The organism is Novipirellula caenicola (genome assembly GCF_039545035.1).
In the GTDB taxonomy this organism is placed as follows: Bacteria; Planctomycetota; Planctomycetia; order Pirellulales; family Pirellulaceae; genus Novipirellula; species Novipirellula caenicola.
In genome coordinates this window covers 135180-153032 of the sequence record NZ_BAABRO010000013.1, presented here as the reverse complement: position 1 = coordinate 153032, position 17853 = coordinate 135180, and the positions used below count along the sequence as shown (strand labels likewise).

The following is a 17853-nucleotide window of genomic DNA, read 5'->3' as shown; positions in this document are numbered from 1 at the left end:
GCGACCGACCACGCTACGAGCCCGTGAGCAGTGAGGCCATGTGTGACACTGCGTCCGCCATTGAACCGGCGAAAGGCGTCACGGAAAAATCCGCAGCGAGACATTCAAACGTTGAATCGTGAAACGGAAAGATGAAGTGGCGAAGGTGAGCGAACAATGCATCCGAGTGTTGACGATGAACGCGATTCATTGCAATGCGAGCGTCGAGCCAAGACGAATTGTGAACCTCGGCCGCGGTGTAATGTCGAAGGCCGCGTTTCGCCAAAGGATGCGCGCCGAAGGATTCGTCGTTTGGCGGGCCGAACATATGAGTCGAACACCGAGCGAAGGTGATGATGGTGACGGTTTCATCAGAGCAGAGAAACGCCAATAGAACGGTGTGTTCGTCAGCAACGACGGTAGGCATCGGCGCGCCAGCATCGCAAAGCGGTGCAGTGGTCAGTTTCGTAACGCGATCACGTGGGCCAACGGTGTACATCAGCGAAAACTTAGGTCGCCCAACGGAAAGTTTTTACGACACCCGTCCTAAACGAAGCGAGCGATGTTTGAACTACGAGAAATTGTACCAAGGCCATGGCCAATTGCCATACAGCCGAGGTGTGCCGAAGGCCCTTGCGTAAAAACCATGTTATGTGACCGTTGTGGCTACTTGCGGCCCCGAATGAAGTACGGCGAATCAGGGGCAACCGGTAGCAATTCGATGAAGTTGTGCGCACGATCCATCGCGACCAAAACGTATCGTGGAGGTTTGACGCGAACATTTGGTGCGGAATAGAAGACAGCTACAACGTACCGTTGAGCCTCGTCGGCGCGGAGTGACGCCAAGCCAGTGAAGACATCCCAGTCAGGATGAAGCGAACACACCGCAGCAACGGCGGATTGGCAGGCGGGGTGACGCGAAGCGAGCGAGGTGAATGCGAGAACACACAGTCCAGTGCCGACGATCCATGCGGTTACGGACAGGATGATCGACGTTAACAACGTATAAGCGATGACACCCGCGAAGACGCCAACGATCAAGCAAACTGGCGTTGCGATTCGATTCATGGAGGTCATATAACGGAAGGTTTTTACGGCACCGCACCGAACGAAGCGAGCGACGTCTGATCTACGAGAAATTGTACCAATGCCAGCCTGCGTGACCAACCAAAAAAGGTGAGCCGAAAGCCTAGCGTAAAAACCATGTTAGCGGACACGGCCCATCATCAATCATCGTTTGGTCCACGATAGATGTCATGTGCATTGGCGTCCCAATCGGAAGATGCCAAGCCAACGTCTACAAGGTCACGGATGCTGGCATCGTAGTCATCCACAAACCACACTAGATGGAGCCAAGAACCAAAGCTGTCCGGATCATGGAGTGGCGTCGAGTTGAAGCCAGCAACACAGATGTATTGGAGCCACGTGTCGCCAATGACGTGAAAGTCACCAACCGGAAAGACACGGCGAACAGCCGGCAGCACTTTGTCGGCAAGCGATTTGTGGGAATGGTCGACCCATGAGTTGGTTTCACCGGTGAAGAAGCCAGTGAGAACGACTTCACGGCCAGTTGAGAGCTTGAATTCCAATATGCTAGTGTCCGCTAACGGAAGGTTTTTACGACACCGCCCTGAACGAAGCAGACGATGGCTGAACTGTAAGAAATTATACCAAGGGCATGGTCCGTTGCCAAAGAGCCAGGGTGTTTCCGAAGGGCGTCAGCGTAAAAACCATGTTGGCCGACCTACGCCCGGTAGAAAATGTCAGATCGAAGGACATATTTGCGGCCTGAGATTAGTGCAGAACCTTCGTGTCAGCGTTCGTGACGGAAGAGCAATGCGGAACCAGTGACAAGCGTGATGACATGTTCGATTTTACGCCGTGAGTCCCCCCTGCCGTCATAGTCGCGAAACGTGGTTGAGCCGCCGTCAAAGTCACCATTGAGGTAGATCAGGTAGGATAGTTTGCTGACGTGGCCATCGTCGTTGGTCACGGAACCATCTTTGTGGCGTTTGAATTCCTGGCCGGGTTCGTATCGGTAGAAACGTAGGTGGGAGTCAACGCCGACCGCGTGCTGATCGTGGAGCGACGGTAAGACGTGCGAAATACGAGCCCACATCATAGCGGCGAGTTCGGGATCATCGAGGTTGACACGATCGTTGTTGCGAATGTTGGTCATCATTTTCGGGCCGGAGTGTGTGCGCACAGATGCGGCATCAAAACCGATGGACTCTGCGCGATCGATCAACGCGGAACACTCGGCGACGGAGAAAACGCCCGCTACGGTGAAAATGTCCGGATCAACGAATTCGGCAACCAATGGCATGGTCTAGGTCGTCTAACGGAGTTATGTACGACTCGATGTCGTACTTTTTGGAGAGGTGACTCCACGCTGGAGTCTCGCTTCTAATTGCCCCGATTCTATTCCAATGTTGCTGGCAATGTACTGTGGGGGGCTAAACAGTTCAGTATGTCGGAATTGGCTTAGGGATGCATCGCTTCATCGATCAATCAAGCAAAGGTGGATTTACAGGAAGATGAAGGACAGGAAAATGGTCAGCCCCACGGTGCAGCATCTTCATTTTTCTGTCACCCATTTTCCTGTATTCCTCTGGTTGCAGCATTTCATCCCGGGCACTGCGATGCATCGAGTTGCACTCCCCACTAGCGTTCGGTAGTGACAAACGACGTCGCTTTAACGATCCCGCCGCCTCTCGCCACGAACCGGCTCGCGTTGAACCTGGGTTGGGGATCAGGCTCGTCCCTCGCTGCCCTCAACCTCTAAGTCGTTAGACGCCGATTGCAGCGGATTATTGTCCACCATCACGCAACGCTTTCCGGGTCTCCATCAGGAGCTTACCAAGCATGCTTTGCCCACCACCGAGTTGACCGCAGCCCCAAAAGTAATCGGTAGGCGCGTTCTCGATGAGCTCTTCGTCTCCGGTGTCGAGCAAGGCGTCACGTAAATTAGCATGGGTTGTGAATTTGGCCATCAGTGCCGAACGCCAATCAGATCGCCCCAATCCCCGAGCGGAATTGCACAGACGGGACACAGCGGATCGCGGATGTTGCAACCGCACGTCAAGCCCGTTTCATGTGACGAAGAAAGCTCGATTTGCACAAAGTTTCTGCTGTCTTGTGGCGGCAGTTCAGTAAGACCGTCGTCAGTCGTTTTGAGTTCGATGACGTCGTGCGTGCGGTTAAAACGGATCAGGTCAAAGAACGAAGCGCCGGGACGAAAACGGATATCGCCGAAGTAGTCGAATTCGTCACCGAGAAAGTTGAGAATGCGCAGTTGGTCTGCAAAATCGGGTGGCGGAGAGAAGTCGGGGGCAGCCGGATGCAGAGACAACGCGTGAATCGACATGATCTCGGAGCGGCTAACGGAAGGTTTTTACGACACCGCCCTGAACGAAGCGGTTGACTCTGAGTTACGAGAGATTGTACCAATGCGATCGCCCGTTGCCAAAAGGCGAAGGTGATCGCGGGGTGGCAGCGGTGAACACGCCACCGAAGCGATAGACTTTGCCCGACAAACGATTCTCCAATGACGAAGCCGCGACTAGCGTAAAAACCATGTTAGCCGCCGCTTGAATCGCCGGTGCGGTCAACAACTTTGTCACGGTATGCCTGAAATCGTGACCAACTCTCCGCGTCGGGGGAATCAAGGTCGATGAAATCACCAGACGAGCAATCGACCGCCATCCAACCAAAGTGTCGGCACATCTGGACGAGTGGAGTGACCGCATCGCCGCCGCCACGAACATGGAGCATGAAAGTCTCAACGGGGCCAGATGCCGAGAAGTTGAATTCGTATGAGAAATATTCGCAACCGAAGATGCCCCAAGCAGGGTCAGACCAGTCGATTTGGTCAGCGAAAAACTGCGAAAGCTGAGGACGCAGTTCGTCGGCGTCACCGAGCGGCTCCGGCTGGTAATCCTTCGGCATGTCGTGGATGGCGGTCTTGCCATCGGTTTTCATGATGAGGACGTCCCAGCTCATATCGACTAGCGGCGGCTAACGTGGTTATGTACGACAACGTGTCGTACTTTATGGGTAGGAGGCGCCACGGTGGAGCCTCACTTAATGGGATTGCTGATTTTAATCGCTTTTTGCTCTTGGGGTACAGCTCGTTGCTGCAAAAGTTTTCGGTCTGTCGTGGGCGTTTTGCATTCCGGGACGCCAAACATGCGAAAGCTCAGCGACGTTCCTGGCGGAATTGACGTTTTTGACTGAAGCGTTTGCTGGGTAACGCCCCGTTGCGGCGGGTTACTCCGGCTGGCGTCGGGGGAGTTTTAGGTAGCGGCCGGTGATCTGCATTTGCAACATTTTGAAAAAACTGGCGGTGGCAAACCGCTCTTGCTGCTCTCGTGTGAGCCAGCGGAGTGATTCGCTCCACTGCTCCTCAGGCGGAATCGAGAGGGTCACAAATCCTGGTCGCTCCATCGTTGCGATGACGCCGGTGAAATAGATCGGACGATCTCCGTTCTGCACGGCGATTGTGACTCGGCTCGACAACAATTCGCCTGCCGAATCGTACTCGGGTTTGAAATGCTGAGTCGCGGAGAACGTTGGCGGGGTGGCCGGTCACTTTCTCTTGAAAGGAACGGATCCAAGGCGATTTCACAGCCGAATAAAAGACAGACGAATCGTCAATCTGAATTTATCCGTCTGTTCATATTCGCCTGGCAAAAATTGCTCGTTGCTGCCTGCACTCGCGCACGGTCAACGACCGGTCGCCGATCACACCTGTTGGTTTCCAAGACGTTAAGGAGCGAGTATTGATGAAGCTATTTGCTGCGAGTGAAGGACCGCAATCGGCTTGGAAAGCCGAGCGACAATGGGCTGTTCAAATCTTGTTTTGATTCTTGGTTGCGATAGCGACGCCAGCAAGTCATGCTCGCTGCTGCCGTCGCTATCGCGACTTGGGATCAGGGCAGGGGGACGTTACTGCGGGCTAACGCCCGCAGCTAGGTGCTTTCGTCGCGATCGCGACTGAGATGGCGGGGTGAGGACAAGGGCAGGCGAATTGTTCCTCTGAGTTCATTCGTCTGTTCCAACATTCGTCTGTCAGAAATTGCTCGTCGCTGACTACACTCTTGCACGGTCAACGACCGGTCGCCGGGCACACCTGTTAATTCTCAAGTGGTTATGGAGCGATTATTGATGAAGCTATTTGCTGCGAATCAATGAACGCTATCGGCTTGGAAAGCCGAGCGACAATGGCTGACGCCGGTGCTCTGGTCCTTGGGCAAGTAATTCGTAGGCTTAGTCCCGCCTGCTCTCGCTCCTTTTGACTGGAAGACCGTCGGAGAAGATTAGGATTAAGAGTACGATTAAGAAGCAGGCAAAGCCTGGACGTTCTGAAATGAATCAGGCTGAGACGCGCCGTTACTTGACCTTCAATACAACTCGCCTGCCAGATCGTGCTTGGATTTAATGGTCAAAGATCAAGAGTGGACGCAGCTCTCGTATTCCACCGCAACTCGAATTGCGGTAGGCCCTACTACGCAACTCTAGGTTTTGATGGTTCGCTGTAGGTGCTGTTTTAAGAACGTTTTCAGCTTCCGGCTCCTGGCGTGTTTTAGTTCCGTCAACCGCAACGTCACTTCGGCTTGTTCGGTTGCCGCCGGCTGTACGGCACCGTTGAACCCAAGTGCGCTGAGCTGATCCATGTCGACCGCTTCGTGGGGGCCCGCCAGCGTGACCTTGAGTGATTCGGGAGCCTTGGTCTCGACCTCGGCCCAATTTCTTTGCTGGCCCTGCGGACGCACGACGACTCGATCGGGAGCGTCAAATCGCAGTGAATTATCACCGGCGACATTCTCGAGCAACTTTAAGATCATGTCGGCCAACTCGATTGGCCACTCAGGTTCGGTGTCGGCCGGGAATCCTTTGCCCAACGAGTGCCAGCGGCGTCCGAGCACCTTCCACGGATGAACACTGTCGTTGGTCTCCGTCGCACTCACCTCGTCTCGCTCGACCTCGCCATTGGTCGCCGATTTTTCCGCAGCTGGTTTGCTGGATTTTTTCTTCGCCGTCGCTTTCTTCTTCGTGGCTGTTTTTTTCGTCGCCTTCGGCAACGCTTTTCGTTTCGCACTGGCGGGCACTTTGTGCCCCAAGACCTCGGCCAAAAACGGAGCGGTCGACGAGACGACGGCGCCTCGTTTTTTGTTCGTGCAAGTAGCCGCTAACGCTTCGGGCGTTCCTTCGAAAACGATCTGGCCCCCTTCGACTCCCGCGCCCGGCCCCATGTCGATAATCCAGTCGGCGCATTTGATTACATCCAGGTTGTGCTCGATCACGACGACGGTGTTACCCATTTCGACCAATCGCTGCAGTACCCCCAACAACTTTTCAATGTCGTCAAAGTGCAAACCGGTTGTCGGTTCGTCCAGGATATACAGCGTTCGCCCGGTCATCGGGCGTGCGAGTTCTGCCGCCAATTTAACACGTTGCGCTTCACCGCCTGAGAGGGTCGGTGCCGATTGACCGAGTGTGACATATTCGAGTCCGACGTCACAAATGGTCTGCAGGATCCGCGAGATCTTGTCATGTTCGGCGAACAATTCGAGCGCTTCGCCGCACTGCATCTCTAGCACGTCGGCGATCGAGGCGCCGTGGTATTTGACCTCCAGTACATCCGGATGGTAACGGCGTGAATCGCATTCCTCGCAAGGCACCCAGACATCGGGTAAAAAGTGCATTTCGATCTTCAATTGACCGCTGCCTTCACACGTGTCACAGCGACCGCCAGCCACGTTGAAACTAAATGTCCGCGCAGTGAAACGTCGCTCGATGGCTTCGGGAAGCTCGGCAAAGACTTGGCGAATCAAGTCAAACACGCCAGTGTAGGTTGCCGGGTTACTGGTCGGACTATTGCCCAGCGGCGACTGGTCAACCTGGATCACTTTGTCGATAAAGCGAACGCCTTCGAGTTTTTCATAGCGACCGGGACGAACGCGAGCGCGATGCAGTCGTCGAGCCAATGCGGGGTACAGGACGCCTTCGATCAACGAACTTTTGCCGCTGCCGCTCGGACCGGTAATCGCGGTGAGCACGCCTAGCGGAAGCTGCACATCCACGCCGCTGAGATTGTTCTCTCTGGCTCCGGTGATCTTTAACACTTGCACGTACGCCGAGCCATTCGGACCAAAGGTGGGACGGCGGTTCGCTGGGACCGCGATCGATTTGGTGCCGTTGATGTAACCGGCGGTGACCGATTGATCGACCGGCAGCACCTTGGTTGGTTCGCCGCGAGCAACGATGCGTCCGCCATAGCGGCCTGCGCGGGGGCCAAAGTCCGCCAAGTAATCGCTGCTGGCAATCACGTCATGGTCATGCTCGACCACCAACAGCGTGTTGCCAAGATCACGCAATCGATGCAGTGCCCCGATCAGTCGTTGGTTATCGCGTGGATGCAGCCCGATCGTCGGTTCGTCCAGCACATACAACACGCCACACAGACCGCTGCCCAATTGAGCTGCCAAGCGAATCCGCTGCGCTTCGCCGCCCGAGAGCGTTGCGGCGCCTCGGTGCAGCGTCAAGTAATCGAGCCCGACGTCCAGCAGGAAATGGATTCGCGAGGTGATCTCACGCACCAATTCGCCGGCGATTTTGCGTTCTCGTTTGTCCAATTTCCAAGTTGCGATTTGTTCGGCGAGGCGAACCAGTGGCATGTGGACAATATCGGCAATCGTGTGTCCCCGCCAACGTACCGCTGCGGCGTCTTCTTGCAACCGAGATCCATCGCACGCACTGCAATCGATTTCGTCGACAAATTGTTCCAACTTGCCTCGTAGTCCTGGTGTCAAACGCGCCGCTTCGGCAAGCGCGGGATAAAAGCCTTTGAATTGGTATCGGAACACCACGACGTCTTGCTTCGAGGCCGTTTTCGCAGCCGCTTCGCGATCGCTTTCACGCACTTCGATCCAACGTTCGCCAGTCCCATGGAACAAGATCCGGCGTTGGCTGACGGTGAGATTGTCAAACGGCACGTCCATTGGAATTCGCGTTTGACGAGAAAACGCACGCATCATCCACCGGGACACCGATTGGTCGACCGACGGCCACAGCAGCGACGCCCCCTCGAGCAGCGTTGCCGTGGGTGAGGTGATCAGCGCCGCCGGATTGGTTCCCGTTTGCGTGCCAAGTCCTTCGCACTGAGGACACCAGCCGACCGCTGAGTTGAACGAGAAATGGTGCGGCGTCAAATTGTTGAATGAACGCCCGCAATCGCCACACACCAAGTGTTGGCTATGCGTGACCACTTTCCACAACTTTTCTTCGACGTCGGCTTCGGCAAACCCGACTTGCAACACTCCGATGCCGAGCGACAAGGCTTGTTCGATACTGTCACTGATTCGTGATCGATCCGATTCTTGGACCACGATGCGGTCGACCACCACTTGGACTTCATGACGCTGTCTCGCGTCGAGCATCGGGGCGGTGTCCAGCGATGTGGTCACCCCATCGATTCGCACCCGTTGGTATCCGGTGCTGCGAAGGGATTGCCAGGTGTCTTCGGATGCCGGCCCCGACTGCACTTCGATTGGCGCCATCAACATGGCCCGCGTTCCCTCGGGAAGTGCCATGATCTTGTCGACGATTTGGTCGGGCGTCTGAGTGCCCACGGGCACCTGGCAATCGGGACAATACATCGTCCCAAGCCGAGCCATCAAGATTCGCAAGTAATCGTAAATCTCGGTCACCGTGCCGACGGTACTTCGCGGCGAATGACCCAAATTCTTTTGCTCAAGTGCCACCGCAGGCGAAAGCCCTTCGATCCGTTCGACTTTGGGTTTCTGCACTTGGCCAATGAATTGTCGAGCGTACGAGGACAGCGACTCGACGTAACGCCGTTGTCCTTCGGCGTAGATCGTGTCCATCGCCAACGAGCTTTTGCCGCTACCGCTCGGGCCACAGAACACCGTCATCGCGTCGCGAGGAATCTCGACGTCGACCGATTTCAAGTTGTGCTCGGTCGCACCTTCGACCAACACATGCGTGTTTGTACTGGCCGTCGTCGTGATGATGCTCGATAGGATGTTTTCGCTCGGTTTGGCTGCCGTTTTTCGCGGTTTCATGCCGAGCGATTTGGCAATCGCCGCACCGGTGTAACTGCCGGCGACCTTGGCAACGTCTGCGGGACGACCTTCGGCCACGACCATTCCGCCACCGGCGCCCCCTTCGGGACCCAAGTCGATGACCCAGTCGGCGGTTTTGATCACGTCGGTGTTGTGCTCGACGATCACGATCGTGTTGCCGCGATCGGCCAGTCCGTGGATGACCTTTAACAGCAGTTCAATATCGGCAAAGTGCAATCCCGTTGTCGGTTCATCCAACACGTACAACGTGCGTCCGGTTTCCCGTTTGCTGAGTTCACGCGAAAGCTTGATTCGTTGTGCTTCGCCACCAGAGAGCGTTGGCGAGGGTTGCCCCAGTTTCAGGTATTCCAATCCAACGTCGACCAGCGTTTGCAGCTTTTCGGCAATCTTGGGAATGTCTTTGAACAACGCCAACGATTGCGAGATGTCCATCTCCAACACATCGGCAATTGATTTGCCTTTGAATTGCACCGACAACGTTTCGCGGTTGTAACGGCGTCCCTGGCAAACAGGACAGGTCACCCAGATGTCGGCAAGGAAGTCCATTTCCAGTTTATTCGCGCCGTTGCCATCACATCCCGCGCAGCGACCGCCATCGACATTGAAACTGAACCGGCTGGCGGTGTAACCGCGAGTTTTCGCTTCAGGCAATTTGGCATACAGATTGCGAATTTCGTCAAAGACTTTGACGTACGTCGCCGGGTTGCTACGTGGCGTACGTCCGATCGGCGATTGATCGATCGCGATGGTTTTGTCGAGATGCTCGAGTCCTTCGATCGTATCATGTTCGCCACTTTCACATTCCGCCCCGTTCAGTGCGACTCGCAATGCCGGTTCCACGATCCCGCCGATCAGCGAACTCTTGCCACTGCCGGAGACCCCGGTGACACAGGTGACCGTCGCCAGCGGGATCGAGACATCGATGTCGCGAAGGTTGTGAAAGCGAGCTCCTTTGACGGTCAACTGCAAATTCGGGTCGATGGGACGCAGCGTTTGCGGCGGATTGATGCTGCGTTTGCCCGACAAAAATTGTCCCGTCACGCTTTTGGCCGTGTTGGAAACGGTTTCCGCGTCGCCGGCCGCGACAACGCGTCCACCTTTGACCCCGGGGCCCGGCCCAAAGTCGACGACCATGTCCGAGGCCCGCATCGTGTCTTCATCGTGCTCGACCACGATCAACGTGTTGCCGCGATCACGCAGTCGGACCAGCGTTTCGATCAAACGGTCGTTATCACGAGGATGCAATCCGATCGAGGGCTCGTCCAAGATATACAGCACGCCAACCAGCCCACTGCCGATTTGACCCGCCAAGCGAATTCGCTGCGATTCGCCTCCGGAAAGCGTCGGCGCGGTGCGTCCGAGGGTGAGGTAGTCGAGTCCGACGCCCAACAGAAACCCTAGCCGCGTACGGATCTCTTTGAGTGCTTCTGATGCAATGGTTGCATCAGTGTCGCTGAGCTGGATGTCGCTGAAAAACTCGATCAATTCATCGATTGGTAATTCACACAGCGTAGGAAGCGAGGCTTTGTCCGTACCGGCCGCTGCAATGTGTTTTTGGCTTTTTGTGGTCAGCGTGACCGCACAGGCTTGCGGATTCAGCCGCTGTGAATGGCAATCGACGCACTCGATCGTGTTCATGTACTTTTCGAACTGACGCTGTTGCATCTTGTTCTTGTTCGTACGGTAACGAGCCAGTAGTTCGGGGATGAAACCGTCGAATGAATCCGAGTACGTCTTGGCGCGGCTATTGCCTTTCCAAGTGAACTCAAGCGAATCGTCGCTGCCCCACAACCAAACGTGCTTGGCTTGTTCCGGCAAATCTTGCCACGGTCCTTCGAGCATCGTGCCGTCTTTTAGCTCGAGCATCTCGTCCATCGCCTTGGCAACGCCTTGATAGACGTGACGGCGGTATCGCCCCATATCGCTCCAAGATCCGAGCAGTTCGATCGCTCCCTTGCGAACCGATTTGGTTGGGTCGGGGACCAACAACTCAGGCACAAACGTGTACAACCGGCCCAGCCCGTCACAGGCTTCGCACATGCCTTGAGGGCTGTTGAAACTGAACAGTTGCGGCGTGGGCGGTTTGAAGCTTTGGCCACACGAACCGCATGAGTAACGCGACGAGTAAAGCAGGTCATCGGACGGTTTGCCGGCGTCGCGATCATTCGCTTCGGACAGCGAAACGACCACACTGGATTCCCCCAGCTTCAATCCGGTTTCGATCGCTTCGGTGATCCGGCCGCGATCGCGTGAATCGGGATCAATGCGGTCGACTACGACTTCGACATCGTGGCGGTGTTGGCGATCGAGATGCGGTGGATCGCTCAGCCGGATCGTCTCGCCATCGACGCGGGCGAGCGAGAACCCATGCTTGCGCAGGTCCTCGAACAGATCGCGGAACTCCCCTTTTTGCCCGCGGATCAGCGGCGCCATCACCCACAACGTTGCTTCGCCAGGCAGTGACAAAATCCGCGAAACGATCGCGTCACGCGACTGGGCCGTGATTTCGCATTGGCACTTGGGGCAATGTCCGGTGCCGACCCGGGCAAACAAGACTCGCAGAAAATCGTAGATTTCGGTGATCGTGCCGACGGTACTTCGCGGATTATTTCCGGTCGATTTTTGGCTGATCGAAATCGATGGACTTAGCCCGCCGACAAAATCGACATCGGGCTTGGGCATTTGGCCCATAAATTGCCGAGCGTAATTGCTCAGACTCTCGACGTACCGCCGTTGACCCTCGGCGTAGAGCGTGTCAAATGCTAGCGAAGACTTTCCGCTTCCCGAAACACCTGAAAAACAGATCAATTGGCCTCGCGGCAGGCTCAGATTTACATCGCGAAGATTATGCTCTCGAGCACCTTTGACTGTGATTTCCTTCGTCGTCATGCTCGTTCAGGTGCCTCTTAGAACAAGGAATTTCCGTGTGAATCATCAACGCTATGACCATTCTCACGCAAGGGAAAGGGGGTAGTGTATCGGTTTTCACCGGGATTGTCCCGAGCGGCTCGTTTTGGGGTCGGGACACGGTTTGCCAGCGGCATGGTTGGGCGGCGGCCCATGATTTTAGGTGGTTTGGGATAGGTTGGTGCCGGTGTTGCCAACCACGTGTACCCTCGTGAATGATCCCATGCTGAGTTAAAACAGTGGATTACTTACAGCTAGAGACGGGGATTGAGATCGAAATGGCAAAAGGATTGTTCACTCAGGGGATGTGCGTCCTGCTCCGTGAGCCGGTTTCGATCGCCGAATTAGAAGAGCGGCTAAAGTGTTTCGAGCTGGTCGGACGCCACGAATCGATCGAGGATGACGACGCCCCGGAAACGTTGGTGATGAAATATCGCGAGGACGTGGGCGGTCATTTGTTGGTCACCCCTTCGCAGAGTACTTGGCCCGATGATATGGGGGACCCCGACGAGTCGCCCGAACGCTTTGTCGCTTGGTCGCTAGGCCAATTTGGGCCGCTTGCCTTTCCGGGATGTTTGCAGCGGGCGGCCGAACAAACATGGGGCTGGGAAGATGGCGCCAGCGCGGTCAAAGAGCATACCGCCCATATCCGCATTCTGATCAGCTATGTGCTCGGCGTCGAAGAAACGGGGGGCGAAGAAGACGAAGACATTCCGTTGGTGCCTGAGGACTACGACGCGGTGCACGAGATGCAGTTCGTCACGCGAGCGGTGACCGAATTGCTGCAATTGCCGCAAGCGATTTGTTATTTCAATCCGGGCGGCGAAGTGCTGCGGGACGAGACCGGGCTGCGTCAGGGGTTGAACTATGCGTGGAGCCACGAATTGCCGCCGCTGGACATGTGGACGAACGTGCGGATTTTCAAAGCCGATGATGCCTGGACGCTGATGGACACCGTCGGCAACGGCCAATTGGATCTGCCGGATTTGGAAGCGGTTTATCAAGCCGATAAGTTCGAGCCGGCCGACATTGAGCGATTCTTGCGAAACGCGTCGCTGTACATGTTGACGTCCGACGAAGAGATCGAGGATGGCGATACCGCCGACGGACCTGGCAATTTGACTTGGCAAGCGCTCGAATGCGAACAAGCGTTGTCGGATCCACCGCGACCGACAATTCGCTGGATCCCCCAAGACGGTGGCGAGCCACCGGAAGAGTTTTTGGATCGGGGCGAAGCGGAAGACGAGTTTGACGAAGACGAACTTGACGACGACTTTCTCGATGAAGACGAAGACGATCTTTAACAGCGTCCCGTAGCGAAACTCGCCAATGGCTTGTTGATTTGATCCAAATGGAAATCGCAATGGTGAGCCGTGGGCCGTAAGGCACCGGGTATCTCTCGCGTTGACCTGAAAATGGGCGAGATTCCATCCACCCGCGTGGGACCCGGCCGCTGACGCGTCACGGCTCACTAAATCAACAAGCCGCCAAGAGTTTCCGGCCGCGATGATTTTGTTTTCCACATGGCTCGACCGGGCGTGAATTGCGGCGAACCCTGCGCGGTGGAATCATTCTTCTTATAATGCGCTCGCCCACGTCTGCTTGCCCCGCTTTTTCTAATTGCCACGTCGATTTCGTTCTGCAAGGAGGACCATCGTTATGCCGCTATTGATACAGGGCACAGCGATTGTGATCCGCAACGATGCACTGGATCGGTGTTTGCCGGGCGGGGCTGCTGATTTTGTTTCAATCGCTCCGAACGCGATGAGCTACAGTGACGACCTGTTGTCGCAAGCAAGTTTTATGTCGCCATTAGACGCGCATCGTTTTGCCGAGCAGCTTGAATTGTATGGACTCGATCGAACCAATGAGGTGGTCGATTTTGTGATGGTCCATTCGCATGATCAAACCGCTGAACCCGACAACGATTGGCTTGTCTTGTTCGAATACGAGGGCGGCTTGATCGCAACGATGCGAGGGAGCGAGAGTCGAAAAATCGTCGCGCCCAAATCATGGACACCGGGCGAGCAGCCTGCGCTACAACATCTGTCGGGCGAAGAGGTGCAATCGCGATTAGAGTTCGTTCGCCGCGAAGGCAAAATCGATGTGTATCGCGATAAGGAAACGGGGCAATTGCTCTATCACACTCGGCTGCATGAAACCGACGAAGAGATTTATGAACAAGCCGTGGCGGTGGTGTGGCAACACAATCGCAATCCAGGCGATCCGCCGGTGGACGCCAGCCGTCAGGAAGCGTTGCGAAACGCGATCGGCCAATTGCAGCACTTGATCGCGAAACAGCCTGCCGCATGGGGCGCCCACGTGATGTTGGGGAAAGCTTGGTTTGCGGTGGACGAGCTCAAACGAGCTCGTGATTGTTTGCAACGTGCGGCGGATCTTGAACCCGACAATACGATGGTGCTCAAAGAACTTGCCGGCATCTGTTTGGAACAAGCGGACACCAAGCAGGCGTGTCAGGTAGGCGAACATGCCGTCGCCGTCTCACCCGACGATCCCGAATTGCTTGGTAATTTGGCCGTCGCCTATTTGATTGATGGGCAAACTGCGAAAGCTGAAAAGACGATCGCCCACGCGAAACGGATCAAACCCGAGGATGCGGTCAATCAACACATTGGCAATCTGGTGTCCGACGTGATTCAGGGGCGTCGAGAATCGCCGCGCACGTTGCAGCAGATGATGAGTCCGGCAAAGCCAGCGTCGTGGTACGACCGAGCCCGCCGCTGGTTCGGACGATCCGAGTAGATTGCTGCGGACACGGATTGGCGATGCGAATCAAAACCCCGATCTTGGTTGTTAAGATCGACGTCGAAACTCGCTGCCTTTCAGGTTGCTGATTTAGCACCCCGTCGCGGAGCGACGTTCTGTGGCGAACGATCAAGTCACAAAACGTCCCGTTGGGACTCGATTGATACTGGCGAAAATCCTCGGACTGAAGTCCGAGGCTATCGAAATATGTCGCTCCGCGACAGCAAATATCTCAACTTCAAAATGTGTCTGTGAGGGACCGAGTCATGAGCGAGATTCCCTCGATGACGAGCTTTGAAATTGCGTTCTTCGACGTTCTCCGGGCCGCGGGCTCAGCAATTTGCCTGGCCGGCCTTAGTAGATCCGAGTAAACGGCCGGGCCGTCGGCCCTACAATTCATTCGTTTTCTTTGCCCCAGCCCGTTGGGCTGGGCTAGGTAAACGTCTGGGGCTTTGCCCCTAAAAACAAACGCACAACATCAATACTTACGCGTTCGGGGGCGGTGCGTTCCCAGGGAGAGCCGAGGAACGAGGGGGCGAATCGAAAAGAGCCTGCGGCGAGCGCTGTTACGCGGCCTTCAATTCGTCTTGGATTTGGCTCGATACGCGGGCCGACAGCGGCGCGTTTTCGCGACGGATTCCGTCGCTGCCGTAATAGATGATCGTGTTCTTGGTGAAATCGCAAATCGCGGTCAGTTTGACACTACGAGGCCCATGCAAGCAAAAGTAGATGCCACAGGGTTTTCCGCCTCGAATCACTTCCCGCTGAGTCATCGGGAACTGTTTGGATTCAAGATGCCCGAGTTCGCAAAGCCGGCGTTCGACGTTGGCACAAAGTGTTTGGTAGTCGACACGGGTAGGCGTGATGCAGATCATGAGGTGCAGAGCTCGGGGGGGAAACGCCCAATGTTTCACACGGCCTAGCGACTGGGTGTTGGTGCCGCGAGGCAGGGTTCGGTATCGGCGCCCCGTCGGCTCGAAAATTAGCGGTCCGAGCTCAAGTTTGGCTGTAAGTTCGGCATTTGCTGTTAAGAGATATCGATTGTGCCGATCCCATTCGGGATGACACATTTCAATAAAAATAGTGATGCCAAGACGGTCAGTTGCGATCCGGCTGAGTGATACGACCGAAAATATCTCGCAAAATTACCTGCTCTAGCGAGGCGTCACGACCGAGCGGGATCCAGCCGAGGGTTTGCGGAGTGTCGTCGATGCGGTTTTGTTCACGTATCAACGTGCCATCATGCCGTTTGTTGGACGCCGATTCGGTCGCGTATTGATTTCGATCGGTGTCCTCGAGGTCCTTTTGCACGACGACTTCGATCACGTACCCGGCGCCTTGCGGGCGAACGGTCACGATCGCCCGACGACGGATCGATTGCAGGGTCGATTGCAAGCGTTCAAAGCCAGGCGTGCTGTCCTTTTTCCAAGGCTCCATCAGCGAGGCGCCGATTTGATAAGTCGTCTCCAGCCGACCATCCAATACGATCCCGTCGGAATTCTGGACCGGTTGTTCCCTAGCGATGCGAAAGTAATCATCCATCGCGTCGACGACTTGCGACCAAACGAATGCATCCGGAGCTGGCGGCAATTCCAATGGGTTGGGAATAAACGTTTCCGGAACGTTGGTGGTCAAACGATGGGCTAATTGGCCACAGCCCGCTAGCAGCAGCGCAAGCGAAACGCACATCGCGTAGTGAGCCATTCGCTTGATCATGGTGGCGGTCTCGGGATGCGTAAACGTGGGACGCTTGGCTTTTTAAAACCAAGATTGATTCGGTGGCAAAATCGCGGTAGCTGGTGGAGGCGTTTGCGTGGTCGAAACGCTATCGGTAGCGTGTGATGCGGCTAAGAAGACTCTCGCAACTGTGAGCTGCGATCCGTTAGAAGCGATTCGGATAGGTTGTGGAATCATCCGGACGCCGTGCAATGCTTTGGGGCAACGGTTTCGCACCCTCGATGTCTTCGGGAAACAGACTCCACACTTGCACTCGTTTCTGCATGTCCTTCATCACGTTCTTTTGCGAATCGGCGATCTTCTGTTCGCGAATTTTGGCGCGTATCTCATCCTGCACTTCGCTTAGTGGCGCGTACCCTGCCTCGCGTCGATCCAGTACCCGCAAGATGTGGTAACCCGTCTCGTCTTGAATGATCTCGCTCATGGCGTTGAGCGGCAGAGTAAAAATCTGTTGGTCCAGCACATCCGATGCAAGCGATCCTTTGGCGGTCCAGTCATGAAGGCCTCCGGAACTTGCAAATGGCTCTTGGCTTTTGGCTCGTGCGACCGCTTGCAGGTTGCCACCAAAATAGGCTTCGCGTCCCATGTCCGAGATTGCCTTCATCGCTTCTTCGCGCGAAGCAAAATTGCTGAACAGCACGGTCAGTTGTTCCCACGTCGCTTCGGCCGGATGGCGGTAGTCATCGAGATGGTCGTTGTAGTATTGATTGATGTCGGCAATCGAAACGTTGGGGTCCTTCTCGACTTTGCTGCGGATATAGAGGTGACCGAGCATGGCATCCGTAAAGTCGCGTTGTCGCGACGCGAGCGAACTGCCCTTTTCGCGAAGCAACGCGTCGAGTTCAGCGATGTCGGTGACCTTGTATTGCTTTTTCAGCTGCGGCAGTTCCGATTCAAAAAACATCTGCCGTGCGCGGGCGGCAAGGGTTGCATCGGCTTCTGCACGTTTGTCGGCGGATTGCGTGCCCACTTGATCGAGTAGAAAACTCTCACGCATCATCTTGTTCTGGATCGCCTGCGTCAGCATGCCCCGGGTTAGATTGATGCGAGCGTATCGCAGTTGTTCCTCGGGGACTTGTTGTTTTGATTTCGCCAACACTTCGTTGATTCGAGCATCGACTTTCGGCGAGACTTCGCCGTAATAGATCGGGCTTTGCCCGACCACCGCGATGATGGCTGCGGGATCATCGGGCAGCACGACGTTCTGGGCCGCTTCGACCTCGTCCCGGGTAGGGATTTGTCCATGACATTCGGACCCAACGCAGATCAATGCGATCAGGACCACGAAGGCGTCAACGAGCCGATAGGGGGCGAGCGGTTGCATTCCTTGCTCTACGCTGAATAAGTGAAGGGGCCA

Annotated in this window: 14 protein-coding genes; 2 read left to right on the top strand and 12 right to left on the bottom strand. The window is 55.7% G+C overall.

All coding sequences use genetic code 11. The features are described 5' to 3' along the window. Window positions 1-13: 13 nt before the first annotated feature. The 9 genes from ABEA92_RS22350 to uvrA all read right to left on the bottom strand — a co-directional run bounded on the left by ABEA92_RS22350 (window position 14) and on the right by uvrA (window position 11975). Complete coding sequence (locus ABEA92_RS22350) at window positions 14-478, bottom strand: hypothetical protein (protein WP_345686358.1); 465 nt, start codon at window positions 476-478, stop codon at window positions 14-16. 167 nt (window positions 479-645) lie between these two features. After that, a complete protein-coding gene (locus ABEA92_RS22345) occupies window positions 646-1047 on the bottom strand; it encodes a hypothetical protein (protein ID WP_345686356.1) in 402 nt (133 codons plus the stop codon). A 158-nt stretch (window positions 1048-1205) separates the two neighbouring features. After that, the gene (locus ABEA92_RS22340) at window positions 1206-1568 is read right to left on the bottom strand and encodes a hypothetical protein (protein WP_345686354.1); all 363 of its coding nucleotides are present in this window, start codon (window positions 1566-1568) and stop codon (window positions 1206-1208) included. Between the two features lie 224 nt (window positions 1569-1792). Next, window positions 1793-2305 carry a 2OG-Fe(II) oxygenase gene (locus tag ABEA92_RS22335; protein WP_345686352.1) on the bottom strand — a complete coding sequence of 171 codons (513 nt, stop codon included), beginning with the start codon at window positions 2303-2305 and terminating at the stop codon, window positions 1793-1795. A gap of 484 nt (window positions 2306-2789) precedes the next feature. Further along, window positions 2790-2972 (bottom strand): NADAR domain-containing protein, encoded by a 183-nt coding sequence (locus tag ABEA92_RS22330; RefSeq protein ID WP_345686350.1) that lies wholly within the window; start codon window positions 2970-2972, stop codon window positions 2790-2792. Further along, window positions 2972-3346, bottom strand: a complete 375-nt coding sequence (locus ABEA92_RS22325) for a hypothetical protein (RefSeq protein WP_345686348.1) — start codon at window positions 3344-3346, stop codon at window positions 2972-2974. Before ABEA92_RS22325 ends, ABEA92_RS22330 begins: the two co-directional genes overlap by 1 nt. A gap of 212 nt (window positions 3347-3558) precedes the next feature. Continuing rightward, window positions 3559-3960 (bottom strand): hypothetical protein, encoded by a 402-nt coding sequence (locus tag ABEA92_RS22320; RefSeq protein ID WP_345686346.1) that lies wholly within the window; start codon window positions 3958-3960, stop codon window positions 3559-3561. Between the two features lie 288 nt (window positions 3961-4248). Continuing rightward, on the bottom strand, window positions 4249-4473 hold the full coding sequence (locus ABEA92_RS22315; protein WP_345686344.1) for a hypothetical protein: 225 nt from the start codon (window positions 4471-4473) through the stop codon (window positions 4249-4251). A gap of 1022 nt (window positions 4474-5495) precedes the next feature. Continuing rightward, a complete protein-coding gene (uvrA, locus tag ABEA92_RS22310) occupies window positions 5496-11975 on the bottom strand; it encodes an excinuclease ABC subunit UvrA (protein ID WP_345686342.1) in 6480 nt (2159 codons plus the stop codon). Between the two features lie 296 nt (window positions 11976-12271). Between uvrA and ABEA92_RS22305 the strand changes: the two genes are divergently transcribed. Together ABEA92_RS22305 and ABEA92_RS22300 are read left to right on the top strand one after the other, a co-directional pair. Then, window positions 12272-13297, top strand: coding sequence for a DUF4261 domain-containing protein (locus ABEA92_RS22305; RefSeq protein WP_425572480.1), 1026 nt, complete (start codon window positions 12272-12274; stop codon window positions 13295-13297). Between the two features lie 355 nt (window positions 13298-13652). After that, the gene (locus tag ABEA92_RS22300) at window positions 13653-14756 is read left to right on the top strand and encodes a tetratricopeptide repeat protein (protein ID WP_345686338.1); all 1104 of its coding nucleotides are present in this window, start codon (window positions 13653-13655) and stop codon (window positions 14754-14756) included. Window positions 14757-15325: 569 nt separating this feature from the next. On the opposite strand, the gene ABEA92_RS22295 is transcribed toward ABEA92_RS22300, so the two are convergent. From ABEA92_RS22295 to ABEA92_RS22285, 3 genes are all read right to left on the bottom strand, one after another. Next, window positions 15326-15634: a hypothetical protein gene (locus ABEA92_RS22295; protein WP_345686336.1), complete on the bottom strand. Its 309-nt coding sequence runs from the start codon at window positions 15632-15634 to the stop codon at window positions 15326-15328. Window positions 15635-15857: 223 nt separating this feature from the next. Then, a complete protein-coding gene (locus ABEA92_RS22290) occupies window positions 15858-16475 on the bottom strand; it encodes a hypothetical protein (protein ID WP_345686334.1) in 618 nt (205 codons plus the stop codon). 166 nt (window positions 16476-16641) lie between these two features. Next, on the bottom strand, window positions 16642-17820 hold the full coding sequence (locus tag ABEA92_RS22285; RefSeq protein ID WP_345686332.1) for a peptidylprolyl isomerase: 1179 nt from the start codon (window positions 17818-17820) through the stop codon (window positions 16642-16644). Between the last annotated feature and the right edge of the window lie 33 nt (window positions 17821-17853).